28 protein-coding genes are annotated in these 24,611 nt (G+C 35.4%); 6 read left to right on the top strand and 22 right to left on the bottom strand.

Translation table 11 applies throughout. The features are described 5' to 3' along the window. Nucleotides 1-149: 149 nt before the first annotated feature. The 4 genes from NYE52_RS23655 to NYE52_RS23640 form a co-directional block, all read right to left on the bottom strand. Entirely contained in the window at nt 150-593 is a 444-nt protein-coding gene (locus NYE52_RS23655; protein WP_082169294.1) for a DUF421 domain-containing protein, read from the bottom strand. Between the two features lie 47 nt (nt 594-640). Then, on the bottom strand, nt 641-2,221 hold the full coding sequence (locus NYE52_RS23650; protein WP_031540295.1) for a recombinase family protein: 1,581 nt from the start codon (nt 2,219-2,221) through the stop codon (nt 641-643). 250 nt (nt 2,222-2,471) lie between these two features. Continuing rightward, on the bottom strand, nt 2,472-2,618 hold the full coding sequence (locus NYE52_RS23645; protein WP_155986800.1) for a hypothetical protein: 147 nt from the start codon (nt 2,616-2,618) through the stop codon (nt 2,472-2,474). Nucleotides 2,619-2,732: 114 nt separating this feature from the next. Next, entirely contained in the window at nt 2,733-3,044 is a 312-nt protein-coding gene (locus NYE52_RS23640; RefSeq protein ID WP_031540297.1) for a hypothetical protein, read from the bottom strand. Between the two features lie 427 nt (nt 3,045-3,471). On the opposite strand from NYE52_RS23640, the gene NYE52_RS23635 reads away from it, so the two are divergent. Further along, nucleotides 3,472-4,701, top strand: a complete 1,230-nt coding sequence (locus NYE52_RS23635; protein WP_031540352.1) for an IS110 family transposase — start codon at nt 3,472-3,474, stop codon at nt 4,699-4,701. 182 nt (nt 4,702-4,883) lie between these two features. Here NYE52_RS23635 and NYE52_RS23630 read toward each other — a convergent pair whose 3' ends face one another. The 7 genes from NYE52_RS23630 to NYE52_RS23600 all read right to left on the bottom strand — a co-directional run bounded on the left by NYE52_RS23630 (nt 4,884) and on the right by NYE52_RS23600 (nt 12,020). Beyond that, nucleotides 4,884-5,129, bottom strand: coding sequence for a hypothetical protein (locus NYE52_RS23630; RefSeq protein ID WP_026675560.1), 246 nt, complete (start codon nt 5,127-5,129; stop codon nt 4,884-4,886). Next, nucleotides 5,122-5,544: a recombinase family protein gene (locus NYE52_RS23625; RefSeq protein ID WP_031536980.1), complete on the bottom strand. Its 423-nt coding sequence runs from the start codon at nt 5,542-5,544 to the stop codon at nt 5,122-5,124. The genes NYE52_RS23630 and NYE52_RS23625 overlap by 8 nt, the downstream gene beginning before the upstream one ends. Before the next feature lie 55 nt (nt 5,545-5,599). Then, a complete protein-coding gene (locus NYE52_RS23620) occupies nt 5,600-5,986 on the bottom strand; it encodes a hypothetical protein (RefSeq protein WP_031536981.1) in 387 nt (128 codons plus the stop codon). A gap of 1,066 nt (nt 5,987-7,052) precedes the next feature. After that, entirely contained in the window at nt 7,053-7,874 is an 822-nt protein-coding gene (locus tag NYE52_RS23615; protein ID WP_026675557.1) for a tyrosine-type recombinase/integrase, read from the bottom strand. Nucleotides 7,875-8,060: 186 nt separating this feature from the next. After that, nucleotides 8,061-8,318 (bottom strand): hypothetical protein, encoded by a 258-nt coding sequence (locus NYE52_RS23610; protein WP_031536982.1) that lies wholly within the window; start codon nt 8,316-8,318, stop codon nt 8,061-8,063. Between the two features lie 179 nt (nt 8,319-8,497). Continuing rightward, nucleotides 8,498-11,449, bottom strand: coding sequence for a Tn3 family transposase (locus NYE52_RS23605; RefSeq protein ID WP_031536983.1), 2,952 nt, complete (start codon nt 11,447-11,449; stop codon nt 8,498-8,500). 1 nt (nt 11,450) lies between these two features. Then, a complete protein-coding gene (locus tag NYE52_RS23600) occupies nt 11,451-12,020 on the bottom strand; it encodes a recombinase family protein (protein ID WP_031536984.1) in 570 nt (189 codons plus the stop codon). A 248-nt stretch (nt 12,021-12,268) separates the two neighbouring features. Here NYE52_RS23600 and merR1 point away from each other — a divergent pair, with 248 nt between their 5' ends. Genes merR1 through merA form a run of 5 tightly spaced genes read left to right on the top strand, consistent with a single transcriptional unit; the run spans nt 12,269 to nt 15,261 of the window. Beyond that, entirely contained in the window at nt 12,269-12,667 is a 399-nt protein-coding gene (gene merR1, locus NYE52_RS23595; protein WP_031536985.1) for a mercury resistance transcriptional regulator MerR1, read from the top strand. 13 nt (nt 12,668-12,680) lie between these two features. Then, nucleotides 12,681-12,950: a hypothetical protein gene (locus NYE52_RS23590; RefSeq protein ID WP_035416349.1), complete on the top strand. Its 270-nt coding sequence runs from the start codon at nt 12,681-12,683 to the stop codon at nt 12,948-12,950. Beyond that, nucleotides 12,947-13,249 (top strand): mercuric transport protein MerT, encoded by a 303-nt coding sequence (gene merT, locus NYE52_RS23585; protein ID WP_031536987.1) that lies wholly within the window; start codon nt 12,947-12,949, stop codon nt 13,247-13,249. The genes NYE52_RS23590 and merT overlap by 4 nt, the downstream gene beginning before the upstream one ends. Nucleotides 13,250-13,266: 17 nt before the next feature. After that, nucleotides 13,267-13,605 (top strand): mercury resistance system substrate-binding protein MerP, encoded by a 339-nt coding sequence (gene merP / locus NYE52_RS23580; protein ID WP_031536988.1) that lies wholly within the window; start codon nt 13,267-13,269, stop codon nt 13,603-13,605. 15 nt (nt 13,606-13,620) lie between these two features. Next, nucleotides 13,621-15,261: a mercury(II) reductase gene (merA, locus tag NYE52_RS23575; RefSeq protein ID WP_031536989.1), complete on the top strand. Its 1,641-nt coding sequence runs from the start codon at nt 13,621-13,623 to the stop codon at nt 15,259-15,261. A 399-nt stretch (nt 15,262-15,660) separates the two neighbouring features. Here the strand turns inward: merA and NYE52_RS23570 are convergent, their stop codons facing one another. The 11 genes from NYE52_RS23570 to NYE52_RS23525 all read right to left on the bottom strand — a co-directional run bounded on the left by NYE52_RS23570 (nt 15,661) and on the right by NYE52_RS23525 (nt 24,606). Then, nucleotides 15,661-16,143 carry a hypothetical protein gene (locus tag NYE52_RS23570; RefSeq protein WP_031536990.1) on the bottom strand — a complete coding sequence of 161 codons (483 nt, stop codon included), beginning with the start codon at nt 16,141-16,143 and terminating at the stop codon, nt 15,661-15,663. Nucleotides 16,144-16,217: 74 nt separating this feature from the next. Continuing rightward, on the bottom strand, nt 16,218-16,619 hold the full coding sequence (locus NYE52_RS23565) for a hypothetical protein (RefSeq protein ID WP_031536991.1): 402 nt from the start codon (nt 16,617-16,619) through the stop codon (nt 16,218-16,220). A 273-nt stretch (nt 16,620-16,892) separates the two neighbouring features. Then, a complete protein-coding gene (locus NYE52_RS23560; protein WP_031536992.1) occupies nt 16,893-17,105 on the bottom strand; it encodes a hypothetical protein in 213 nt (70 codons plus the stop codon). A gap of 395 nt (nt 17,106-17,500) precedes the next feature. Then, nucleotides 17,501-19,081, bottom strand: a complete 1,581-nt coding sequence (locus NYE52_RS23555) for a DNA primase family protein (protein ID WP_048716341.1) — start codon at nt 19,079-19,081, stop codon at nt 17,501-17,503. Between the two features lie 124 nt (nt 19,082-19,205). Continuing rightward, nucleotides 19,206-19,490, bottom strand: coding sequence for a hypothetical protein (locus tag NYE52_RS23550; RefSeq protein ID WP_026675551.1), 285 nt, complete (start codon nt 19,488-19,490; stop codon nt 19,206-19,208). A 1,041-nt stretch (nt 19,491-20,531) separates the two neighbouring features. Further along, complete coding sequence (locus NYE52_RS23545; protein ID WP_031536994.1) at nt 20,532-21,329, bottom strand: tyrosine-protein phosphatase; 798 nt, start codon at nt 21,327-21,329, stop codon at nt 20,532-20,534. A 196-nt stretch (nt 21,330-21,525) separates the two neighbouring features. Next, nucleotides 21,526-22,116 (bottom strand): GNAT family N-acetyltransferase, encoded by a 591-nt coding sequence (locus NYE52_RS23540; RefSeq protein ID WP_047944577.1) that lies wholly within the window; start codon nt 22,114-22,116, stop codon nt 21,526-21,528. 68 nt (nt 22,117-22,184) lie between these two features. Next, nucleotides 22,185-23,204: an alpha/beta fold hydrolase gene (locus NYE52_RS23535; RefSeq protein WP_031536996.1), complete on the bottom strand. Its 1,020-nt coding sequence runs from the start codon at nt 23,202-23,204 to the stop codon at nt 22,185-22,187. 308 nt (nt 23,205-23,512) lie between these two features. Further along, the gene (locus NYE52_RS24780; protein WP_160314233.1) at nt 23,513-23,680 is read right to left on the bottom strand and encodes a CPBP family glutamic-type intramembrane protease; all 168 of its coding nucleotides are present in this window, start codon (nt 23,678-23,680) and stop codon (nt 23,513-23,515) included. 132 nt (nt 23,681-23,812) lie between these two features. Continuing rightward, on the bottom strand, nt 23,813-24,037 hold the full coding sequence (locus NYE52_RS23530) for a hypothetical protein (protein ID WP_031536997.1): 225 nt from the start codon (nt 24,035-24,037) through the stop codon (nt 23,813-23,815). After that, nucleotides 24,034-24,606, bottom strand: coding sequence for a hypothetical protein (locus NYE52_RS23525; protein ID WP_031536998.1), 573 nt, complete (start codon nt 24,604-24,606; stop codon nt 24,034-24,036). The genes NYE52_RS23530 and NYE52_RS23525 overlap by 4 nt, the downstream gene beginning before the upstream one ends. Nucleotides 24,607-24,611: the final 5 nt, after the last annotated feature.

Here is a 24,611-nt window from a genome sequence, read left to right as displayed (position 1 = left end):
CAGCTAATATCCCGTCAAGATATTAGCTGGTCTTTTGTAATGAACACTTAGATGCGGAAAGAGCGCAATCCTTACTCCAGAAAAGCGCCCGTTGAAGACTAAAGTTTATATTCACCAAGAAAATTGATATGCTCTTATCCTAACAAATTTTATTTAGGACTTACATGTATGCCTTCACTCTCTCGCCAATCTGCGTAGAGTATACGCTTTACATTATCATATCCATTGGTAGTTAATTGGTTATCTAACCACTGTTGATCAAATCCGAGTTCATGTAAATTATCCCATAAAATTTCCCCATCTATAATTAACGATGTTGGGAGGTCTACTGGACTTTCTGGAAGATTGAGATCTTGCTTGTCTGGTTTTTGATACTTGGATTTTAATAATAAACTTATTTGCCCATTAGCTTCCAATATACCGTATTTGACTTCGCGAACTGAAAAGACATTATTTTGACGGAGTATACTCAATACTTGATTTACATCCAATTTGTTCTTTGTAAGTAACTTTCTGTCCATAACACCATCTCGAATGATTATGTTAGGATTGCCTAATAAGAGAGAACGTGTCGATTTATTTTTTAGAGTCATAAACTCTATTCCCAACATAAGAAACGTCCACAATCCGATGGCGTTATTTATGATACGGTTCTGCGTCCTTCATTATTTGGTAAAGCATTCTTTAAAGACAAAGCACTGTCTTCTAAAAACCAGAAGACAATGCGCTTTATTTCCTTTCTGTTTGATTCAACTTCAATTTTCTTAATAAGTGATTTTATTAAGATTTTCTTATTTTCATTGCTTGCACCAGTAAATAAAGCGTTGAAGTTTTCTAGGGCCTCTTTTACAATCTTTTCATCAACAGAGTAGGATGAAGTAACTTTACCGTACTTTTCTTCTAAATCGCTGACAATACCCTGTAATCGATCTACTTCATCCTCAATTTTCCCAGATAACCTTCCGTATGCTTTTGCAGTAATTTCTTTATTGCGATATTCTTCGTCAATAGCGTCCAATTCCTTCTCTTTTACTCTCAATTCCTTTTTATAAGCAACTATTTGCTCTTGAAGTTTGTCTGTATCTGTATGTTTTTCTTTATTTATTTTATCGATAATGTCATTTACGATTCCAGATTTAGAGATTAGACCATTAATATAAGATAAAACTTGTTCTTCGATCAGTTCTTTCTTAACTAAATTGGAGCGGCAGACATCTTTACCCTTTGTATGATAGTTTTGACACATGTAATAAAAATGATATCCTGAACCATTTCTTTTCTTTGACTTACTCATAACAGTTCCAGCCCCGCAGGTGGGACAACGTAATATCCCTGAAAGTATAAACTCACTCTTAATATTTTTGGTATTTGTAGAAGCGTCTCTGTTTACCTTATTAACTTCTTGTACCCTATTCCATAAACCTAATTCGATTATTGCCTCATGTACACCTTCGGCACTGATTGGATCTGTCTTCCCACTTCTCCGTTTCTTTTCCCACTCTCTATGAGTTCCCCAATTTAATTGACCAATATAAGTTCTATTTTCCAAAATTGTTTTTACAGCATTTATACTAAAACTGTTATTTTTCTTAGATTTTTTTCCCTCACTATTTAGTACATTTGTAATCGCTTTGTACCCATAGCCGTTTGCCCTTAATTGAAAAATCTGTTTAACTATTTCACATTCTTCCTCATTAATTACTAAACTTTTCTCTACTACATCGTATCCTAAAATGATACCACCGTTCCACATACCTGATTTTGCACGTTTTTCCATGCCACTTGACACACGCTCTATAATTAGTGACCTTTCATACTCAGCAAAAGTACCTAGCATAGAAATAAACATATAACCGTTGGCATTACTACTATCTATATCACAAGTAGATACTAATAGTTTCATATTTCTTGGATGGAGTTCATTATCAATTAAATCTAAAACATCCCTGTTCTTCCTTGAGATCCGGTCCACTTTCCATACTAAAATCGCATCAAAATCACCATTTCTCATATCAGAAAATAACCTTTGAATTTCAGGTCTGTTGAAATTTTTACCTGAATAGCCACCATCAGTGTACACACCTACTATTTTATACCCTTTCCTTTCGGCATATGCCCTTAACTCATCTTCTTGCCCTTCCAATGAAAAACCTGTTCTTTTTTGCTCCTCAGTACTCACCCTTTTGTAAATCACAACTCTTAATTTTTTATTGTTTTCCATATATATCTCTCCCCTCATTCAAATCACTTTTACTTACAAAATTATTCATAGTATCGTTACCATAAGATTTAATAACTTGACATCGTATCTTTTTCATAATTTCAACGGGATTTGTTTTTTTCTATTTTTCTTCATATCCAATCCTCATATAAATTACAGGTTTCTTTTTTGAATTTTTCACTTATGATATCCCCCTTTAAGATTTGGGCAAGCAGCAGCTTGCCCATGTTCACATTGAATTATAGCGTCGTTACTTTACTTCTTTTTTAGATAATGAATAATTTAAAATAAGTTCCGCAAGAACTGATACTAGTTCTCTTTTTTTCAATTCTTCTTCACTAGGAATATGAAACTTTTCCTTATCACTTTTCAATTCTTTTGTTGTTTTCTTGTCCATTATAGATTCCTCCCTTTTTCAGGAAGGGTTATAGTGTGAAGTAAATATTATAGAGACACCCTCCTACTGTTAATATTGAAATTGATTATAGTTGCTTATAGAAACTAATTAACCTTACCCCTCAGAAACCATATCGGGAAAATATTTGTCTATTAATTCGTATTCTGAACGTTTTTCTAGCCAGTTGTATGTTTGAAGTGAATTTAGAAGAATAATAGTTTCTATTCCCCAAGTATTTCTACCATCTGTTTCACTGTAGCAAGTAAGTGGTCCACCCTCTACATGTAAAAAGAACTGTCCTATTTTAGTTACATATAGATCTTCATAGATATGATTAAAGTCACCTCTTGTAAGCCCATTACTATACTCAGCAATTAGTGTCGCTGTTTCTGTATTATAAATTTTTTTATTGATTATTTTTTTCATTAAACCATCTCCTCGTATAGTAAGTTTATAGTCCTCTTTCGAGGTAATTTCCAATTAAAATATTGTTCTTTGATAATTCTATAGATGTTAGTTCAGATAGTGGGGGGCTAGCCCCCCACTATCTGAAAAAGTTTTCCAAAGGGTGGACTTTTCGTGATGTCCCTAGATAATGGTCTTAGGATCATTTGGGGGATTTCTATCATCTCCTGTAGCTTTGACTACTACAAAAGTCTGTCTCCCCAGTCCTTGTTCGAACTTCTAACCCGCAGGCTGTTCCCTTTGGCAGCCCATGCTGGAAGTTGCAGCTTCCAGGCAGCTCATGGACCAAAGTGAGTTCTAATACGCGAGGGTGATTGACCGACAAGTACACTGGGGATATCCCGAAGAGTCCTTCCCTTGATCCTAGATTGAAAGGAGGTTAGCCACCATGAAATTATTTGTTGGAATAGACGTTAGCTCTCAAGATATGAAAGCTTGTGTCATGAATTTTGAAGGAGAAGCATTAACTGCTCTCACTGTTGACAACAATTTGACTGGGGCATCTTATCTGAAAGATCAGATTGTCAAGATAGCCCAAAGTAACTCAATTTCCGAGATTCAAATCGGGATGGAGGCCACTTCAGTCTATAGTTGGCATCCTGCTATGTTTTTTCACGAGGATGAATCTCTTAAAGAATTTAAAACAACAGTCTTTACTATTAATCCAAAACTAATTAAAAAATTTAAAGAGTCATATGTTGACCTGGATAAAACAGACCAAGTCGATGCTTGGATTATTGCAGATCGCTTACGGTTTGGACGTCTTCCACTAACGGCGGTGATGCAGGAACAATTTATTGCTCTTCAAAGGTTGACAAGAATGAGATATCATCTCGTTCACAACCTAACGCGAGAAAAGCAATATTTTCTGCAACACTTATTTTATAAGTGTAGTTCCTTTACGACTGAAGTGGATAGTTCGGTTTTTGGAAATGCCATGTTAGAGCTATTTCTTGAACAATATAGCTTAGATGAAATTAGCTCAATGGATCTTCAAGAACTTGCGAATTATCTTCAAGATAAGGGCAAAAATCGCTTTACTGACGCCGAGTGTGTGGCGAAATCCATTCAAAAGGCTGCGAGATCTTCCTACCGATTATCAAAGTGTGTGGAAGATTCTATCGACCTATTATTAGGGACTTCAATAGAGTCCATCCGTAGTATAACTAAACAGATTAAAGAACTTGACAAAGCCATCCAAAAGCTTCTAGAAGGTATCCCTAATACCTTACAGACGATTCCAGGAATAGGCCCAGTCTATACCGCTGGTATTTTAGCCGAAATTGGACAAATTGATCGCTTTGATAACCAAGCTTCCATTGCCAAATATAGTGGACTTACATGGTCCAAGAATCAATCAGGAAAGTTCCAAGCTGAGGAAACCAAAATGATACGTTCAGGAAATAGATTTCTTCGTTATTACCTTGTTGAAGCTGCCAACTCGGTTCAACGAAATGAACCTGAATTTCGGGCATACTACCTGAAAAAATATCGTGAGGTTCCTAAGCATCAACACAAAAGAGCACTCGTCTTAACGGCAAGAAAACTTGTGCGGTTGGTCGATGCGCTGCTACGCAACGATCAAGTCTACACGCCAAGAAGGAAGGTGAATAACTAAAGGATAAAACATCCTAAATCCTTCAATATTTTCCAGTAAATGGTTTAATATCTTACTGGGTTTCTTAAGTATTGTCTTTTTTAGGTATTGGTTGGCTTACAATTTCCAATTCCTTAGATTTTGGTACTTGACATATTACCGCAGGACTTTTCTTATACTTGTATGTGAAGCCATAGTTCATTCTAATGTGGAAATCGAGGAACATTCTCTAGGAACATTAAATCGACAAATTCTGAGTTAATCCTTAATGAATCCTTACTTAAAGGTTTTAATACTACATACCACATAATGCATTCTGGATTTTCTTTATCATAAATTTCAGCAAGGATATAAACTACCTCACCTTCTTTAAAGCAAACATCAGCACCCGCTATTTGAATCCCGAAACTTGAATTAATTACTCCAACATGAAATTTATCGTTATTCATATAAATAACCTCTTTCTAGTCTAGGTAGTTGAAAATCTCTATCTGCGAAATCTTTAAAAAGGTTTTCAAAATAACTTCTTTCAATATTTATTGATGAAAGTACAATCAACTCAATCCCTTTTTCCTTCAATAATTTTAAGAAATGATAAAGTTCTTCATTGTCTCTACTCAATTCATGCAAATATGAGAGTATGATATAGTCAATTTCTCCACTATCGACGTAATCGATTAGTTTACAACCACCATTACGCGTTACTAATGGAGAATATCCACTTTCTCGATCATCAAGAATCTTTTCGACTAGAATTCCTTTATTGGTGCAATAATTTACAATTGCATTACTTCGTTGCAAACCTCCATCTTCTAATGAAGCAAACCTTACATATCCTACTGCTGTTTTTAACTGTTCCAACATAAAAACTCCTCCTTTTTTAAATCTATATTTTTATTCAAAATCCATCTTGAATCTCTTAGAAAGGTATTCCATCAAATTCGTATGCTTCCTCAGGAATCTCTGGACTATTTACATAAAACATTGAGATTTTTCCAAAGTGAGGAACTTCCAATAAATCATCATATCCATCATCATAATAACTCTCTGAAAGTACTGGTAATAGAACATGGTCAATCCTTCTGTCTTCTGATACTCTTCTTTTAAAATCCTTGAAAGTTGGTCTATATGCAGCGTTGAGTAATTGATATTCAGTTAATTCTTCACTAATATCGTGATACACAGCATGTAACGAGTAGTTCTTATTATTGCAATATTCGTAAAGCGCTTTGTACATATCACTTATAACTTGCCAGTTTGATTCATTTAAATTAACCATAAAGTAACCTACTGCTATTTTTTTCACTAAAATTCCCCCTTTTCATTAAGGAGATTCCGTGGTAATATATAATTACCATAAATAGAATCACCTATATAACACCAAATAATAGTTTTGCTTAGAGTTGCCCACGCCAATGACGCAACAATAAGTAACGGTTAGTAGCAATCATGTTTTACTTTTATTAACCACCTCCTTTAAAGTGCAATTACCTTACTTTTAGGTAGTATAGCACCTTTATCAAAAGACCAAATCGGTATGTCATAAGATATCTGTGACGAATTTATTTGGGCTATCGTCTCCTATTACTGATGGTTACATACTCTTCTATAATATCGAGTCCACCTTCATATATTTCTCCCTCACTTATAATAATGTTTTCTACCGCGCTAGCAACATTATTATATAATTCAACTGTTTTATCTCATTGATCTCCCATATGTTGTAACATCTTAGTTGCCTTAATTGTTATACCTAGAAGCGTTTTTGAATTTTGATCATCAAAATTCATATAAATTGTTGGTTTTCCCATTAAAACTTCCCCCTTTTTAAATCCCTAAATTTTTCTCATATAACAAATCCCCTTGCAAAAAAATTGTTAATAGATAATTTTCTAACTTGATTTTGATTATAAAAGACCCTTGATACGCTTGTAAACCCACTTCTCTATGATTTGAATTGGCGGCAAAATCGTAGATAAATATTTAATTATATTAAAATAATATACAAGTTAGATTAAAAATGCATTATCTGCATAACCCTGCCTTTTTATCTATGAAATGATATTATTGTTCGTTCATAGATAACCTTTCACAAAATTGTCACATTTTGATATTTAATAAAAATGGTCAAACAGCAAAAATTACTGTTTGACCATTTTATGTCCTAGAAAGGGCTAGCAAAAGAAATTTGTCTAAGTTACACCTTGGAGAGGAACACATTCAGGATTTTAAAGGGGAATAATTGTCCTGATATACCTACACTTCTATATGAAATAGCATAACCCTTTATTTATGGCAAAGTATTATAGTAATTTTATTAGCCATTATAATAATTGATCTCAAATATTAATGATTAATAAAACTAGTAAAGGTCACCTAGTCCAAATTTCTTCTACTGCAATCTGTTTGTCCTCAGGAGTAGGAGCAGAATATCTAAGTATCATGTCAGCGCTTGAATGTCCACTTAAAGATTGGATTACGCTGATATCCTGTCCACTTCGAACTAATCCTGTTATAAAAGTATGTCTTAAAGCATGAACATTGAAACCCTGCTTTTCTATTAAATATTGCACTGTTCTAACACTTATTCTTTTACCTCTATTTGATAGAAATAGTGCTTCTTCATTGTCAGACCTTTCTTCAAGATATTTAACTAATGCTCTTCGTGCTTCTTTATTAAGTGGAACTGTTCTCTGTTTGTTTCCTTTTCCTTTAATTACAGTAACCTGACCTTTTCTCTCACTTACTTCGATATCTGATATATCTAAGGCAACCAATTCAGAAAGCCGTAAACCTGTATTTAACAATACTTGTAGAATAGCCATATCTCTTTTATTCTCAGTTCTATCAATTTCTCGTATCAACCTATTCAATTCTAACCTGTCTAGTGCTTTAGGGGCCTCATTTTTATAGTTAGTAGGTTTAACAACCGAAATATCTTCTATTGTATTCACTTGTTGAGACCATTTGCTATACTTCTTAATCGCATTCCAAATTTTATTTACTGTTGCTGGGCTCTTGCGTCTACTCACTAAATAATCAATGTATTGTTGAACGTCGCTTCTCGCGTAATTTGATAAATCTGCTCCAGCCCCTTCCAACCAATCACTAAATTGCTTAATTGAGTGAACATAAGTCTTAATTGTCTGTTCTGATTTTCCTCTCAGTGCTTCTTCTACAAATTGGTTAATCATATTCTCTCCTCCAGATTTTTTGGCATAAATAATTCTATGCAATATTTTTTTACTGTTATTTGCCATAATTCATTTCCTTTTTACTGTTATTTTGTTAACTAATTGCATGGAATACCTATTCTATGCAAATATTCTACGAAATTGCTATAGAAAAAATAATGTCCATATACAAACTGAAGCACAGCTTCAGTTTGTATATGCAAAAAATGAAATAACAAAACTACCAAATATCCACATTGAGCAAAAACCAATTAACATACCAAACGTGATTTCTCCAACCATCTTATTCTTTTGAAGAAGCCATTTGATAATTACACAGCCAATCAATAAAATAATCACAGAAAAGAATGACCAGCGGAAAGCAATTTCTAACCAACTGATAAATTCTCCAAATAGTTCTTTAGCTTCTAAAATATCTTGCTGAAGATCAACCCAATTTTTCATTTGTAAGCACACTCCTTTTTTGAATTATATAGTTCATCTTGTTTGTTTCTTTTCTAAAACCTTCTATAATAAGTTTTACTTGGGGTCCTACCAACAAAACGCGGAAAACATACGCTAAGAGAAATTCCGAGGTAAAAAGGCCGATTTTTCCTACGCTAAGGAATCATCGGCCTTTAATATTATTGAAGAAGAGGGCGTAGGGAATGTAGACTTGTTACTTTTCTTGCATCAAAGTTGTATTCACCAAGAAAATTAATGTGTTCCCATCCTAATGGAGAAATATGTTTAAGTAAGTCTTCTCTCAAATTCCCTTTTTCCTTCAATAGTTTTGTTGCTTCTGTAAGATAAACGGTATTCCATACACTAATGGCATTAATTAGAATGTTTAAAGCACTTGCACGTTGTAGCTGGTCTTGTATTCCTCGTTCCCGCAACTCACCTCGTTTTCCAAAGAATAAGGCTCTCGCTAACCCATTCATCGCTTCTCCTTTATTTAGTCCCCGTTGAATTCGACGGCGTAGTGTTTCGTTAGATATGTAATCCAAAATAAAAATGGTCTTTTCGATTCTCCCCATTTCTCGCAAAGTAGTTGCAAGTTTATTTTGTCTCGCATACGACCCTAATTTCCCCATCATAAGTGAACCGGACACTTTTCCTTCTCGAATAGAATGAGCTACACGTAATACGTCATCGAAATTCTCTTGAATAATTTTTGTATTAATACGACCACGGAGTATATTTTCTAATTTATGGAATTCACTTGGCGTTTGGATCGTGAATAGCTTAGAGTCAGCTAAATCACGTAGCCTTGGTGCAAAACGAAATCCTAGTAAATGACTCAATCCAAATACTGAGTCGGCGTAGCCAGCTGTATCTGTAAAATGCTCTTCAATATTTAAATCTGTCTCATGATGAAGTAATCCATCAATAACGTGGACAGCATCACGAGCATTAGTATTAATGACTTTCGTATAAAAACTTGAAAATTGATCACTGGTAAATCGATAAATGGTTGCCCCTTTTCCAGACCCATAGTGTGGATTGGCATCGGCATGTAACGATGAAACACCAACCTGTACGCGCATTCCATCAGAAGAAGAGGTACTTCCATCTCCCCAATAGGAAGCTAGTTTAAGCTTATGTTGAAAATTTACTAATGTCGCTTGTGCACGACTTATAGCATCATCAAATAAACGCCATTGTGCTGCATTAGCCATTTGATGATAAGTAACTCCTGGTGTCGCTTCTGCCATTTTAGTAAGTCCTATGTTAGTTCCCATCGCCATGAGAGCAGCCATGAGAACAACTTTTTCCTCTCCCTTTGGCGGGCGATTGGTTGAGGCATGTATCAACATTTCGTCAAATCCTGTCCAGTGTGCTACCTCCATTAAAAGATCAGTGAGCTTTATTCTTGGCAACATATTATATAAAGACAGGCTAAAAGCTCTCGCTTCTTCGGGTGTATTCTTCTCCAAACGGTCCAATCGGATCTTAGCCTTTTCGATAGTTACTCCTTCTAAAGAATCAAGATTATTTGAAACCCATGTAAGGCGTTGAGCTAGTGACTTTCTTCTTTCCTCAAGATATTCATCTGCCGATGAACGAACGGCTAGTTTAGTATCCGTAAGACGAGTTGTTGTCCAATCTTCTTTAGGAACAAGATACTCTTCAAAATCTTTATGAAGTCTACTACCGACTACGGATATGTCGCCTGAACGAATATGATTTTTCAACTCTGTTAGTGCAGCCATCTCGTAATAGTGTCGGTTAATTATTCCATCATCACCATAAACATGCTTCTTCCAACGTTTAGGAATAAAATCTACCGGGGCATCATTTGGAATTTTTCTTTTACCAGATTCATTCATTTCATTTAGCGTCTTTAAGGCTTGCAATAGTGGCTCTGTACCTTGTGTAGAACGAAATTCAAAAGACTTAAGAAAAGTAGGAGTATATTTTCTTAGATAAGAAAAACGATTTTCTAACAAATCTAGATAATCGTAATCCATCGGTCGGGCTAATTTTTGAGCTTCTTCGACGGAAGAAACAATTTTATCCCACGGCATAATCTTTTCAATAGCATTAAATGGATCAAGCCCTTCATTTCGTGCTTGGATAAGTGCTGAACCAATATCTGCAAAATGTACGACTTTTTCATTCACTGCTTTTCCATTTTCTTTTTGCATTTCTTCTTGTGTTTTACGTCCTTTTGATTGCAAGATCATCATTTGTCGATCATGAATTTCAATTGCTTGGTCAATTAAATCCTGACTATGAGTCACAAGATATGCCACGAGAATTGCATATTTCTTTTTTTCTTTAAACCTTCGAAATGAGTGTGGTTCATACCTTGCTCCAATACGAGATAATTGAAGTAAACGATTGGGATGGATATGTTCTGAATTTATTTCTAATTTTAAATCTCGAATATATTCTAAGCGCTTTATTACTTTTAAAAAGGCTTCAGGTGAAGAGTGTCCGGGAAGTTCTCTAAGCCATGCTAAGGGGGTTTTTCTATTGTCTACAAATGGATCTATAAGTTTATCTAACTTTTGTTTTTGCCATTTAGATAGAGTACAAGTTAATGATTTAAAAATTCTTTCCTCTGCTCGTTGACGAGTTTCCCAAACAAGTCTTTCTATAGTAGTCATACCAGGGAGAATAATTTTCTGATTCCGTAGTTCTTCTTGTGCTGTACGAAGAAGATACATTGAATTTCCATTTTGAAGGGCATGATTCAACAGAAACTGAGCTACCTTGCGGTAGTTCCCTAGGGAAAAATTTTGATAACCATAAACTTGACGGATTTCTTCCATATGCTCATGTTTAGTTGGCTCTCGTTGGGCATATAAAGAAAATGAATTAGGATTAACATTTATTTGTCCAGCTATGTATTGGATTATGTAATCTGGTATAGGTCCAACATCTGAAAGGGACCATCCTGGGTAGCGTAGAACACATAATTGAACAGCAAAGCCTAAACGATTATGATCTCTTCTGTGTCGTTTAATAATTTCAAGGTCATATTGTGAAAAAGTATAATAAGTTTCTAGTTCACTTTCGCTCATATCAGCTGGAATTCGTACAAATTCCGTTCTTTGATCTTCTGTTAGTAATTCTTTCCCTCTCATGCTACAACTCCTTGCTAGATATCTTTTTCTTTTCTAGATAACGATATAAGGTTGTCGCTCCAATCCCTGTTGCCGTCTTAATTTGAGATAAAGAGTAATCTTTGCTTTCGTACATTTTTATAGCAAGTTCTATTTTCTTTAAATCAACCTTCGGTCTGCCTCCGTTTCTTCCTCTAGCTCTAGCAGCCGTCAATCCATCTTTCGTTCGTTCACTAATAATATCTCGTTCTAATTCTGCTATGCTGGCCAACATTCTAAAAAAGAATCGTCCCATAGCAGTTGTCGTGTCAATCTTGTCTTGTATGGAGACAAAATGAATACCCTTTGATTCAAAATGTTCCATAAGCTCAATTAAATGTTTGGTACTACGACTGATACGGTCTAATTTATAGACAACTACCGTGTCGCCTTTACGCAAAACTTTAAGAAGCTCGTCAAGCTGCGGACGGTTTTTTCTCTTGCCTGACTCCTTTTCTTCAAAAGTCTGGTCCACTCCGTAGTGAGTCAATGCATCGAGTTGTAACGATAATGACTGATCTTGTGTACTGACACGTGCATATCCAAATTTCAACAAGAATTCCCCCTTTTTTAATGTCCTAACTATACCAAAAAGGGGTTTGTAATAGATATATTGGTATTTAGATTTTGGTCATATTTTTGGTTATGCATTTTAAGTAGTTTTTGAGGTTTTAGAGAAGTTCTCTGTTTTTAACCAAAAACGGTCGTTTTCGGCATTGGAATCATTTAATTGAAGGGAGTAATATATATATTGACTATGTACTATGGTACAGGGTTTATACTTTATATGAGGTGAGATAAATGCAATTTCGTATTGGAGAACTGGCTGAAAAGTGCGGCGTTAATAAAGAGACCATTCGATATTATGAACGTTTAGGGTTAATTCCAGAGCCTAATCGTACCGAAAAGGGATACCGAATGTATTCACAACAAACGGTCGATCGATTGAATTTCATAAAGAGGATGCAGGAACTAGGCTTTACGCTAAATGAAATTGATAAGTTGCTAGGAGTCGTTGATCGCGATGAAGCAAAGTGCCGTGATATGTATGATTTCACCGTTCTTAAGATAGAGGACATCCAGCGTAAAATTGAAGATCTCAAAAGAATTGAACAAATGCTGATGGATCTTAAAGAAAGATGTCCCGAAAACAAAGATATTTACGAATGTCCCATTATTGAAACACTGATGAAGAAATAAGAGGTGAAACAGGATGAAAAACACAATAAAAAGTTCAGGTTGGTTTCTTGTCGCACTAATCACATGTCCGTGCCATTTGTTTTTACTGCTTCCGTTGTTTGCGGGAACGGCACTGGGCTCATACTTCACGGAATTTAAAGATGTTATTTTCATCGTGATGGGTCTGTTATTTGTTTTCACCCTTTTCAAAGGATGGAGAAAACTGAACCCAGAAATTAAAAATGAAACAACGAAAGAAACAACAACGCATGATTGTTGCAGTATGAAGAGGTTTAAATCATGAAGGAAAAAGTGTCACAGTTAGCCACTATATTTTCAGCTTTTGGTATGGCTGCATGCTGCTTGGGTCCACTGATTTTTATTCCTCTTGGATTAACTGGATTTGCAGGAGCAATCGCCTTCTACTCATTGAAGTATCGGTTATTGTTCAGCATCGTTACCATCATCCTTCTTGCATACTCCTTTTACATGGTTTACGGGAGAAAAGGCAAAAGGAAGAGTTCTATCATCGGCTTATGGATCACGACGTTTTTCGTTTTCTGCATGTTTCTTTTTTTATTTCTAGTTGAAGGTGGACTATAAAAAATGAGGTGCTTTATATGAGCGTAAAAATAATTAGGATTATGATGCTATTATCCCTTCTGTTAGTGGTTAGTGCGTGTAGCAACGAAAAAGAAGCACAAAATACTATAGATGCTAAGAAGGAAGTAAAAGCTACCATTGAAACAACTAAAACAGGGACATTCACGGTTTTGGGGATGGATTGTTGTCCGCCGTCTGTTGTAGAAAGCGTCCTGGAAGAGATAGATGGCGTTAGCAAAACAGCCATTAAAGTCAGTGGAAGCAAGGGCGAAGTAACGGTTTCCTTTAATGATAAGAAAACGGATTTACAGGCAATTAAGACGGCAGTTTCGGATTTCGGGCTTGGAGTCGAATAAAAGGAGGGAGTTAACATGAAAAAATATCGAGTGAACGTTCAAGGAATGACTTGTACGGGTTGTGAAGAGCATGTAGCTGTTGCTCTTGAAAACATGGGTGCAAGAGGGATTGAAGTAGATTTTCGCCGTGGCGAAGCTGTATTTGAGCTACCAAATGGCTTAGAGGTTGAAACAGCGAAAAAAGCGATTGCTGAAGCGAAATATCAACCAGGCGAAGCAGAAGAAGTACAATCGCAAGAAATGATGCAGTTAGGTGATGAAGGTGATTATGACTACATCATCATCGGTTCTGGTGGGGCTGCCTTTTCATCTGCCATCGAAGCCGTGAAATACGGAGCAAAAGTGGCAATCATTGAACGTGGTACGGTTGGTGGAACATGCGTGAACATCGGCTGTGTTCCTTCAAAGACTTTGCTTCGGGCTGGCGAAATCAATCATCTGGCAAAAAATAATCCATTCATCGGATTGCACACGTCAGCTGGTGACGTTGATTTGGCACCATTGATCAAGCAGAAAAATGAACTGGTGACGGATCTTCGAAACTCAAAATATGTGGATTTGATTGATGACTACGGCTTTGAATTAATCAAAGGCGAAGCGAAATTCGTAGATGAAAAAACCGTTGAAGTCAATAGCATTCAGTTGTCAGCCAAACGATTCTTAATCGCGACAGGTGCTTCACCAGCAGTGCCAAACATTCCTGGACTGGATGAAGTCGATTATTTAACAAGCACAACTCTGCTTGAATTAAAGAAGGTTCCTAAGCGTCTTACGGTCATCGGTTCTGGCTATATCGGGATGGAATTGGGACAACTCTTCCATAATCTAGGCTCAGAAGTCACATTGATGCAAAGAAGCCCGCGTTTGTTAAAGGAATACGATCCTGAGGTTTCAGAAGCAATCACGCAAGCCTTGACAGAACAAGGGGTCAACTTAGTGACGGGAGCATCTTTTGAACGAATCGAACAAGATGGAGACATTAAAAAGGTCCATGTTGAGGTAAATGGCAAGAAGCGAATCATTGAGGCAGATCAATTACTGGTTGCCACAGGAAGAACACCAAACACGGCAACCTTGAATTTACAGGATGCAGGCGTTGAAGTAGGCCCCCGTGGTGAAATCGTAATCGATGAGTATTCAAAAACAACGAATTCACGCATCTATGCAGCAGGAGATGTCACGCTTGGTCCTCAATTTGTATATGTAGCAGCTTATCAAGGTGGAGTTGCGGCAGGAAATGCTATCGGTGGACTGAACAAAAAGCTGAATTTAGAAGTGGTTCCGGGGGTTACATTTACAGCTCCAGCAATTGCAACGGTTGGTTTAACGGAGCAACAGGCGAAAGAGAAAGGATATGAAGTGAAAACATCCGTTTTGCCGTTAGATGCCGTTCCAAGAGCACTGGTTAATCGGGAAACAACAGGTGTGTTTAAACTGGTCGCGGACGCGAAAACGTTAAAAATATTAGGGGCTCATGTGGTTGCAGAAAACGCAGGAGACGTGATTTATGCAGCGACATTAGCTGTCAAATTCGGTTTAACCGTAGAGGATCTTCGCGAAACCCTTGCACCATATTTGACAATGGCAGAAGGACTGAAGCTGGCTGCTCTAACGTTTGACAAAGATGTATCCAAACTATCTTGTTGTGCAGGATAACTATCTTTTAATATCAAGCCGATGATTCCTTAGCGTAGGAAAAATCGGCTTTTTTCATGTCGAAATTTGCTTAGCGTATGTTTTCCGCGTTTTGTTGGTAGGACCCCTACTTTAGTTATTTATTTTTTTCGTCTCGTTCAATTAATTATTTGTTGTTATTTCTTCATTTCCCCCAAAATCGGTCAGTTGATTTTTTTTATCTGCAAAATGATTAAATGTTAAGCGATTTCTTGCACGACCTATTTTTTTCATTTTTTTCCTTATCAATATCGCTCATTTTTACTCTGTAGCATTTTTTTCGGTTGAATTTTTTTTTCACCATTAGCAAAGCAATAAGGGACATATTATAAATAAAAAAGTATGTCTACTTCCAACAATACTGTTAGGAGACATACTTTTTTAAACTTTAAACCACATACGCTTATGACCATTTTCATCAATAAACACTTTATTATATTTCTGTTCTCTTTCTTTTAGCAATTTTTTTATGTCAAGCATTGGCAAACACCAAGTATATACTCCACTAAGACAAACAAAGAATGTCACAATACCATAAGCCAGAATACCTGATAATAAATAAACGATTATGCCAAAGATTAATACAATTATACTAAATATAACAATCGATAATGTATCCCAAAATCTTTCCTTTTTCTCACTAGGATTTTCGGCACTTCCAAAAATAATTACAGAATAAAATATGTGATAAAATATTCCACTGCTTACAAATGCTAATATGAATAAGGAATAATAGAAAACTATATCAATTTTTAATGTGAAATGATTAATAGGATACAACATGACAGAACTAATTCCACCAATTAGCAGCGTCCAGAATATAAGAAATGCCAAATATCTTATTCTCGAATTAATCTCTTTCAATTTTAGGTCACCCCCAATTACTAATTACATACATTATAGCGCGTCTTAAAGATAATATCAGGGCCAACTATAAACTAACCTATCAAAAAATTGAATAAATAATCTCTTTCTTCTTTCGAACACATAAAAACAAAAATATCATTAATAGATCGAATAAAAGTAAACTGATAAAAACCTGTTTTATCGTTTCTAGCAAGTGAAAATGTACAATCTTGTAACAGTAACCTCTTCGCCTCTTTTAAATCATAATTATAGAAACCATTCAAAATGTTTGTATATTCTATATCTGATAGGAGATAAACATTCGGCTCTTCGCCTAGGCTTCTTCGCTCCTCTATAAGTACTCCTTCCAACTCCTCATCCCTATCGTTATATATGTAACCCTTTACTTTCAAACCGTATCTTGCATGAAATAAGTTTAACTCCACTAACTTCTCAACAACTATATTTCTTCTAATTTCTACTTTTTGATTCATCAAAATCCTCCCCTTTCATTTTTAAATTGATTGTTAAAAACTGACCAGACCTTAACGGAATTTTCATATACCTTTCTATTAGACATAACTTATAACAACCCTTGTTTAAAAATAAAAAAACAGCAGGGACTAGTCCCTACTGACATGGATGTAACTTTCGCGCTAACTTGATTAATTTGTATCGAACATCTGGCTCTAGTATATACTCTTCCAAAATCGGACAAAGCAGCAAAATCATTTGGTTAAAATCTTTAAAATCTTGGTTAAAACACATTACATTATACTTTTCAATTTTTGTCTTTCCCTTTTTTTGCCTGCCACTCTGTAATCCTCTTTAAGTACATATATGAAATAGAAGAATGGTTCAGTTTCATCTGGCAATAAAAAGCATTTCTTAAATCTTGCAATGAAGAAATTGTACTGAAAATGGTTAAACGTTATTAGTTCATAATCAGCCTTCTTACGAAGTATATCCTTGTTTTTCAAGAGAATCCCTCCAAGTATCTTTAGTGTAATCTTTCTACTTATACACTTAAACAAACACTTGTTCTTACCTTTATTTTGGAAGGAATCACAAGAAGCATTGAACCACTTTTGGATGTTTTGTTGAACTAGTTTTAAGCCTTGCGATTCTATTAGTATCAATACTTGAGCCGTTTGAACTACTATTTACCTAAATGACCATTTTGAAAAGCATTACAAAACTACAAGAGATTATTTGTATACACCTCACATATACTACTGTTTTAATAATTAAACTGGTTCATTTGGCTCAACCCTTTTCTCGCTTGCAAACACTTGGTTCATTATTGGCTCAAGATTGGTTCAACTTGGGTTCTATTTTTACAAAATTAAAGACGGGTTTAATACCCGTCTGCAATTTAAATTTCATCAAAATCAAGTAGTTTTAAACCCTTCCAAGACTTAGTCCTTCTACTGTTATTCATTTGGCTACGTTTAACCAGATTACCATATATACTTTCAATTTTTTTATTAAACTTTGTTTGACTTCCCGCAATGTGTCCATTTTGTTCACAGAAATTTTGCCATGCTGTAAACAGATTAATACGCGCTGTCTCAGCATCTGGATTAAATTCGCAATGTTCATTCATGAATTTCATTACAGCATTATTCTCTTCTCTGTATCTTTGGACTAGTTCACTAGATTCCCTACTTTCTGTAAACTTAAAATTATTTTCATGTATCAATCTTCTTAGTCCGTCTAGAATCCAAAGCAGGATAGCGTCCTTCTCTTTGTATAATTTTTCCTTCAGGTGAGGGTCTTTTTTTGCAGGTACATGCTTAAAAGGGATAATACTTAACCTGTTGTAAAAAGCATCACTAGTATCTTTACTGTAATTATCCGGTAGACCATTTGTGGAGAAAACAAACTTTGCTTTATTATAAAACTCAAATACTTGTCCATATGGTCTTCGTGCAGATATCCTATCATTCCCGGTAGCCGCTTTTAAATAGCCATTATCTTTAATTCCTTTAGCGGGTAGATCAGCAAATATATTGACAACCTTCCCAAACAATTCTGCTTGTTTGTACTCATTATCAGACAAGTCTTGTAATGGAATGTGTGATTTAGCATTATCGGTTAAGAGATTCTCTAGAGTTGCTGTGATAAAAGTACTTTTCCCTGCATCTCCCGGTCCATCAAATATGAAAATCATCTTTTTGGAATCTGTTAATGGAGTTAAACAATACCCTACCATTTCCTGCAGCAGCATTTGAAGTTCTTTATCCGGTACTGCACTATTAATAAACTTATTGAAGTTTTCTCCATTAGCGTTCGGATCATAGTTTGCTTGTATTTGAATTGTAGAATAGTTATCTATTGAGTGACCTTTAGTAAACTCCCAAGTTTGTAAATCAAATGTTCCATTTAGAAGATTTAACTTAAAGGGATACTTATTTATTTCGTGCGGAAACTTATTAATTCGACTATCTATCTTCCACAATTGAACAACATCATTTATAACCTGGGACTTAGCATATTCAGGTGTTAATAACTCTTTTACTATCCCCTTATCCTCATTCTCATTCGCTGGTCTATACACCCCATTATCAAAAAAATATAACTTTCCCGTTGAATTGATGACAGGAACATTTTTTATGAGGTATTCCGACAAAAAACCTCGATGTATATAACTAAAGCCTTTATCTGATTTCCTTAAAAATGGGCCAACAAGTCGAACTTCATTATCTATGTATTCTACCTTAAATCCTTTCGGTCCAATATATTCATTTCCGTCTTCGTCGTATAAGACACTCTTCCAGATAGGGAGATTTTCTGTGTCTTTTATTGAGACTTGTTTTAAATCCTTTTTTTCATATTCTTCAACTTTTTTATTTAGTTCCTCAGTAGAAACTGTTATTTCTTGATTGTTTTCTCCATCAATATTACTCCAATTTGGTGGTGTAACTTTGTTTTTAAATTCTTTAGATGTAGCCATATTACATCACTCCCCTTTCCTCATTACACAGGGTTTAGGAGTGTATATTGTGTTTTATATGTATGCTTTTTATTGTGTTGTGAAGACCTGTTAGATGGCTTAAAAATACATGCATGTTGGTAGTTTAATCTCTTCTAAGTTCAACTCCTTCAGGAGCCTTAACAATTGTCCAACCTTTAATTAGAAATAAAGGTAATTTATTTGTGGTACCATATCTGCTAACCTTTTCAAATTGATAATAATCCCCCACTTTTTTTCTTAATATGAAATACTCTTGACCATTATATTGATTAGATTTAAAGAAATTAACTAGATACCCTTCCTTATACAAATCAATTTTATTCTTTCCCCATAATTTTTTTGCTTCCACTACTTCTCCGGTTTTAAAATTTGGATAATACTTTGGCAATGCTCTCACCTCCTTTTTACTTTACAACGTTTCTATTAAACAAAGATAGATGCTCACCTGCTAATTCTTCATATAAAAATTTATTTCTTTAATATTTAAATTAACTTTATGGATATATTGATACTAAGGGTATTTTACTGAGGGGGACTATTTGATAGCTATTTTGTACGGAAATAAAGGGAAATTTCGAAGCCTTTTATAATAATTCTGTAGATTCTTGTTTTTCTCAAATACCACACCAACCTGAAGTACTTATGTTAAAACCGAAAGCAAATACAGTCACAGAAAGAGATCATATACATATAGCAAAACTTGTAGATTACTCCCAATTAGAAATTACTAACAATAACCAGATAACTAGAGGCAAAAACATTGAATTTGTTTGGATTATCTGACTTCCATCATGGTTATATGGATGTTGGGGTTATTAGCGACTTTCTGTCTATACTTGAGGAAATTACATAAAAAATTCCAACAAAATTTAGAAATCAATTGTGTAAATGTAAATGTCTGTATCAAAATGTACATTTTTGCTTATATAAGCATGTACACTTTTGACCGTTATACGGCTCTCTATACAAGTGAGTGCATAATTACAACTTGACACGGAGCCTCTGCGGGCATGATTATGCCGCTAAAAAGCCAGCAGTAACAAGGGCTGGCAAGCCAACCAAGGCTATCATACCCGCCACTCCATGTAAAGTTGTAATATACAGGGAAAATCAAAAATGTACATCTTTAAACGAGCGTTTTTGTACATGCTTAATTCAGCATTTGTAGTGTAAAAAAACATAACACCTTTTGTTTATAGAGACAATCTACCCTAAATAACCTTTAAGTACATTTTTTACAGATTTTCACTGCGCAGTATCGTTGTACTGCGCAGTAAGAACAGTTATAAAGACAGATATTACTGAAGCATCTAAAAGTGAATGATGATTTAAGTGAGTTCCCTACTAGGCAAAAAAAAACAGAAGAGTTTGCCGTTTTTTTTACAATCGTTTCAAAATATTTCTTGAATTCATCAGTTATCACTCATTTCTATTCTATACTTTTAAGGACTAGATTCTGCTTCAGTCTATCCAAAATCTCTACCTCTAGTTGGCAAGCCTCCATAAGATAGGTTTCAACGGTTCCATATCGCTCGTTAATATTGGCATATAGTTGCTCGAGCACTTCGGGATGCGCCTTTAATATGAATTCTATACGCTCTGAGGACACTTGGAAAAGTGTCATCCATCTCATAACTTTTATAAATTTATCTAATCGATGTTTGAAGTAATCGTTGGTTAAGAGATATTCTTCCAATACCCTTTGATATGGAACCCCAACTAAGGACTGAATGATTGATGCAATAATCCCTGTTCGATCCTTTCCAGCTGAACAATGGATGAGCACCGGCCAATTTTTATCATCAGAGATTAAGGTAAATACCTTTTTTATTTGTGGAGTTTGATAGAATGCAATACTATGATAATACTCCCTAGTAAAGTTTTTAAAATCGTCTGCTCCTGTCTTTCGAAACAAAAAGCTAAGAAACTTTCGGAAATTAGCATCTTGAGTCTCTATGGGAAGTAGAGGAATGTTCACAGAATTAATCTCTTCTGCAGTCAGTAATAAGGGCATATTCTTGTTGTATTCTTTTTCTGATCGAAGGTCTAAGATTGTTTTAATCTTATATTTCTTCATTCTTTCCAGATCACATGGAGTCATGTTAGATAATTTACCAGAGCGATAGAGTACACCTTGTCTTAAGGTAGATCCTTGCTCTGTTTTTACCCCTCCGATGTCACGAAAATTATATATTTTTTCAAAGTGTATTAATTGGTTGTTACTCATAATTCTCTCCCGCTTATCATTACTTATTTATGGTGTTCTTCAATATAGTTTTTCAGAGTTAACTAATCCATCCTGCCCTTCTAAATTTAAAGAAAAATTTTAATTCAAATACTATATCCTTCCCTATTCTTCAGGTGTAATGTGTCTAACATGTAAATAGAATATCCTTGATTGATGGTATTTAAGTGGACGGTGCTTATATCCGATCATTAGCTCTAATTCTTTTGTACATCTGAAAATCCCACTCGGTTTTTAAAAGAGAATAACAATATTGATCTGCATACTCCCCATTAATCAAGGAGTAGCCACGTAAAACCCCTTCCTGATAAAAACCAAACTTACGTAAAATTTCTTTTGACGGTGTTGCATCTATGTTGGTAAATGCCTCGATGCGATGCAAATTCATTTCATGAAAGCCAAAACCGATGACATGAGTTAATATTTCAGTCATGTATCCTTTTCGCCAATATTGCTTTCCTAAATCATAAGCAACCTCACCCCTAGACCCGCGTTGGACCTCCCAACCATTGAATCCGCACGTTCCTATAAGAGTATTCGTATCTTTTTTAATAATCCCCCACCTAAGTGCTTGATTTAAATCAAATAGTTTGTTCATAAATGAAATTACACCTTCTGCTTCCTCTACACTTGTTAAAGGGCGAATCCCCATATCTTTTGTAACATCTTTATCCGATAGTACCTCTAGGACACCTGGAGCATCAGCTAATGACATTTGTCGAAGTAAAAAACGATCCGTGTTAATAATCGGAAACTCTTTAAATTCCATTCTCTTCTCTCTCCTCCTCACCTTTTGTAGTGGTTTGCTTCTCTAATAAATAGTTAGAACCTTTTAAATTAAAGCAGGTATTGGATTAACCTCTGCTCATTTTCCCTTGCATCATCCAAATGAAAGGCATGGGAAGATTTATCCGACCATAATAACCTTTTTCCTTCTGGAGCATCTAGATTCTCATAGTATCTTTTAATTAGTTCAGGCATAACATGCTTTTCTTTACTTCCATGAATAAACATGACAGGTATTTGTAATGAGGGAACCTCTGTAAAGAAGTCGAAGGTATTAATATCGTTGAGCAATTCTTCCGTATACGAGAGTTTAAAGCCGCGTATAAGGGAATTGTATACGTCGATAAGAGAGTAATCCGGTGACTGCAACATAATTTTAAGTCCCGAAAAAAATGTCGCTGACTTTTTATCACCTGCATCATGGAACATCGAATTGTATTTAAATTGCCATTTACGAATTGCAGCCCACTGTTTAAATCCATCTAAATAAGGTGGCTCCCCAACGGCAAGCAAATCCTTTATCGCTTTTTGATGATTCTTCACCTTCGATATTTCCATCAGCCACTTGTAACTTAACTTGTCATTTTCAACCCAGTTCGTAATTTGTGAGAACCCGGTATATGAATAATATTTTTCTGGATAAGATGCGGCAAGCGACAGTCCAATCACACTCCCCCACGAATGTGCCATGAGGTGGATTTTTTCTTGACTAAACCGGTTCCTTAAATAATCGGTAACCTCACACCCATCTTGAATAAATTGCTTTAAGTTCATCGTATTTTTTTGAATTTGCTTTGCATACGATTTACCTGTACCACGCTGATCCCAGAAAACAACTGTAAAATGCTTGACTAATTCCTTTGTCGTCATTACTAAAGCATAATCACGTCCCCTATTGGAGACACCAGGCACCGGCATGCTTGGGCCTCCATGAATAAAGAGTAAAACAGGTGCACCAGGATTATCCGCTTGTATTAAGATGCTTTGTTTTATCCCCCCTATTGTAATGCTCTCTACACTGCTTATACCTTGTGCTGTAATTACAAAATCCTTGCTATGGAATATTTTCATAAAGCCACCTCATATTTTATTTTCAGCTATGTAAAGAACAATGTTGACTATAATAGTGTTAATTGAAGCGCAAGATAAACGACATCAGCGATGAGTGCTTCTTCACTACTAATCCTTTCGAATAGCATATCTTTTTCAGTAGCTAATGAGAACGCCCAGCGTTATCGGCCGTATCAAGTAGCTGATGAAATGGAAATTAACGTTACCAATAAATGAGCCTAATTTTAATGAAAGAAAAATAAGTTTCACTTGCAGTGGGTAAGCTCAATAGAGGTTGCATCTAGCTAAAACATATGAATGAACAGTCTCTACATCCCCGTAAATTTATTTAAAAACACTGGAACACAAAGGTTTAAAATGTGAGCAACAATCACCCAACGTAAACTTTTTGTCTTATAAAAATATGTACCCCATGCTAAACCCATTAGAAATACGGCAGTCCAGGTGACAGGACTCCGATTTGCAATGGAAAACACTCCCCACGTCAGAAGCCCTCCTCCAGAGGCGGATTAATAAGAAAAGTAAGTATCCAAAGTGAGATGATTAATCCTGAATCTAATGTATGCCATCCAAATATGAATGCAGGCAGGAAGGAGTGACGGAAAAGGCTAAAATAATCCAGCCTTTATGCCCTTTGGCTTTTGCAACCAACTTGTAAAAGTAGTTCTTTTATGACGATAGATTATAAATGCCATCGTACTCCAATAAATAATAGCTAGCGGTACCCATGCCCATTCATTGATTAACCGCACAGCAATGGTTGCTGTCAAAAATCCTAAACCAACAACTAATATTGGAGAAAAAATCATTAAGCTTCGATTTTTATCGTTCACATAGAATTCCTCCTAAAAAGAAAGAGTCCTCCCCATATAAACCCGAGTCCAGTAATAATTGCCCCGGTTGTGGAGATGAGCGGTTCTAAATTTCCTGCTACCGTCCCTAGTGCAAAAACAATCGTTCCAAGAATAAGTAATAGTCCAACTGCAGATGGAAATAGTTTCGCTCTCACCATTGAAATACCAACGAAGATCATCCCCAATACAAAAAGCAGTGGACCAAACGAGTAAATAAAGTGATTTGTACTAACTGCAAATATTTCATCAATCTTAACATTTGAAACGCCAGCCATCTCGACAAACACAATGGCCGTTACGATAATCGTGCCAATTACACCTAAAACCATACCTATTGATCCGAAAATACCATTTTTATCTCTTTGTGATTCATGAAATCCAAAAAACGCAAAAACGATGAGAAGATGAGCAATAAATACAATGGCTTTTCCTATTACTATACCTTCCCCATTTGAAAACAGTAGATTAATAGAGTGAGCTGTAGCAAGAGAGAAACCTGCAATGATAGACATAACTCCACCTAGTTTGATTCGAAACGCATTCTCCATTCACC

The sequence above is a fragment of the Niallia sp. FSL W8-0635 genome (assembly GCF_038007965.1).
Lineage (GTDB): Bacteria > Bacillota > Bacilli > Bacillales > Cytobacillaceae > Niallia.
This window is presented reverse-complemented; position numbering and strand designations above follow the sequence as displayed.

Excerpts from the sequence above, each read along its gene's own strand:
- NYE52_RS23655 (WP_082169294.1), bottom strand. The coding sequence starts at position 593 with ATGACTCTAAAAAATAAATCGACACGTTCTCTCTTATTAGGCAATCCT.
- NYE52_RS23650 (WP_031540295.1), bottom strand. The coding sequence starts at position 2,221 with ATGGAAAACAATAAAAAATTAAGAGTTGTGATTTACAAAAGGGTGAGT.
- NYE52_RS23645 (WP_155986800.1), bottom strand. The coding sequence starts at position 2,618 with ATGGACAAGAAAACAACAAAAGAATTGAAAAGTGATAAGGAAAAGTTT.
- NYE52_RS23640 (WP_031540297.1), bottom strand. The coding sequence starts at position 3,044 with ATGAAAAAAATAATCAATAAAAAAATTTATAATACAGAAACAGCGACA.
- NYE52_RS23635 (WP_031540352.1), top strand. The coding sequence starts at position 3,472 with ATGAAATTATTTGTTGGAATAGACGTTAGCTCTCAAGATATGAAAGCT.
- NYE52_RS23630 (WP_026675560.1), bottom strand. The coding sequence starts at position 5,129 with ATGAATAACGATAAATTTCATGTTGGAGTAATTAATTCAAGTTTCGGG.
- NYE52_RS23625 (WP_031536980.1), bottom strand. The coding sequence starts at position 5,544 with ATGTTGGAACAGTTAAAAACAGCAGTAGGATATGTAAGGTTTGCTTCA.
- NYE52_RS23615 (WP_026675557.1), bottom strand. The coding sequence starts at position 7,874 with ATGATTAACCAATTTGTAGAAGAAGCACTGAGAGGAAAATCAGAACAG.
- NYE52_RS23610 (WP_031536982.1), bottom strand. The coding sequence starts at position 8,318 with ATGAAAAATTGGGTTGATCTTCAGCAAGATATTTTAGAAGCTAAAGAA.
- NYE52_RS23605 (WP_031536983.1), bottom strand. The coding sequence starts at position 11,449 with ATGAGAGGGAAAGAATTACTAACAGAAGATCAAAGAACGGAATTTGTA.
- merR1 (WP_031536985.1), top strand. The coding sequence starts at position 12,269 with ATGCAATTTCGTATTGGAGAACTGGCTGAAAAGTGCGGCGTTAATAAA.
- NYE52_RS23590 (WP_035416349.1), top strand. The coding sequence starts at position 12,681 with ATGAAAAACACAATAAAAAGTTCAGGTTGGTTTCTTGTCGCACTAATC.
- merT (WP_031536987.1), top strand. The coding sequence starts at position 12,947 with ATGAAGGAAAAAGTGTCACAGTTAGCCACTATATTTTCAGCTTTTGGT.
- merP (WP_031536988.1), top strand. The coding sequence starts at position 13,267 with ATGAGCGTAAAAATAATTAGGATTATGATGCTATTATCCCTTCTGTTA.
- merA (WP_031536989.1), top strand. The coding sequence starts at position 13,621 with ATGAAAAAATATCGAGTGAACGTTCAAGGAATGACTTGTACGGGTTGT.
- NYE52_RS23565 (WP_031536991.1), bottom strand. The coding sequence starts at position 16,619 with ATGAATCAAAAAGTAGAAATTAGAAGAAATATAGTTGTTGAGAAGTTA.
- NYE52_RS23555 (WP_048716341.1), bottom strand. The coding sequence starts at position 19,081 with ATGGCTACATCTAAAGAATTTAAAAACAAAGTTACACCACCAAATTGG.
- NYE52_RS23545 (WP_031536994.1), bottom strand. The coding sequence starts at position 21,329 with ATGAGTAACAACCAATTAATACACTTTGAAAAAATATATAATTTTCGT.
- NYE52_RS23540 (WP_047944577.1), bottom strand. The coding sequence starts at position 22,116 with ATGGAATTTAAAGAGTTTCCGATTATTAACACGGATCGTTTTTTACTT.
- NYE52_RS23535 (WP_031536996.1), bottom strand. The coding sequence starts at position 23,204 with ATGAAAATATTCCATAGCAAGGATTTTGTAATTACAGCACAAGGTATA.
- NYE52_RS23525 (WP_031536998.1), bottom strand. The coding sequence starts at position 24,606 with ATGGAGAATGCGTTTCGAATCAAACTAGGTGGAGTTATGTCTATCATT.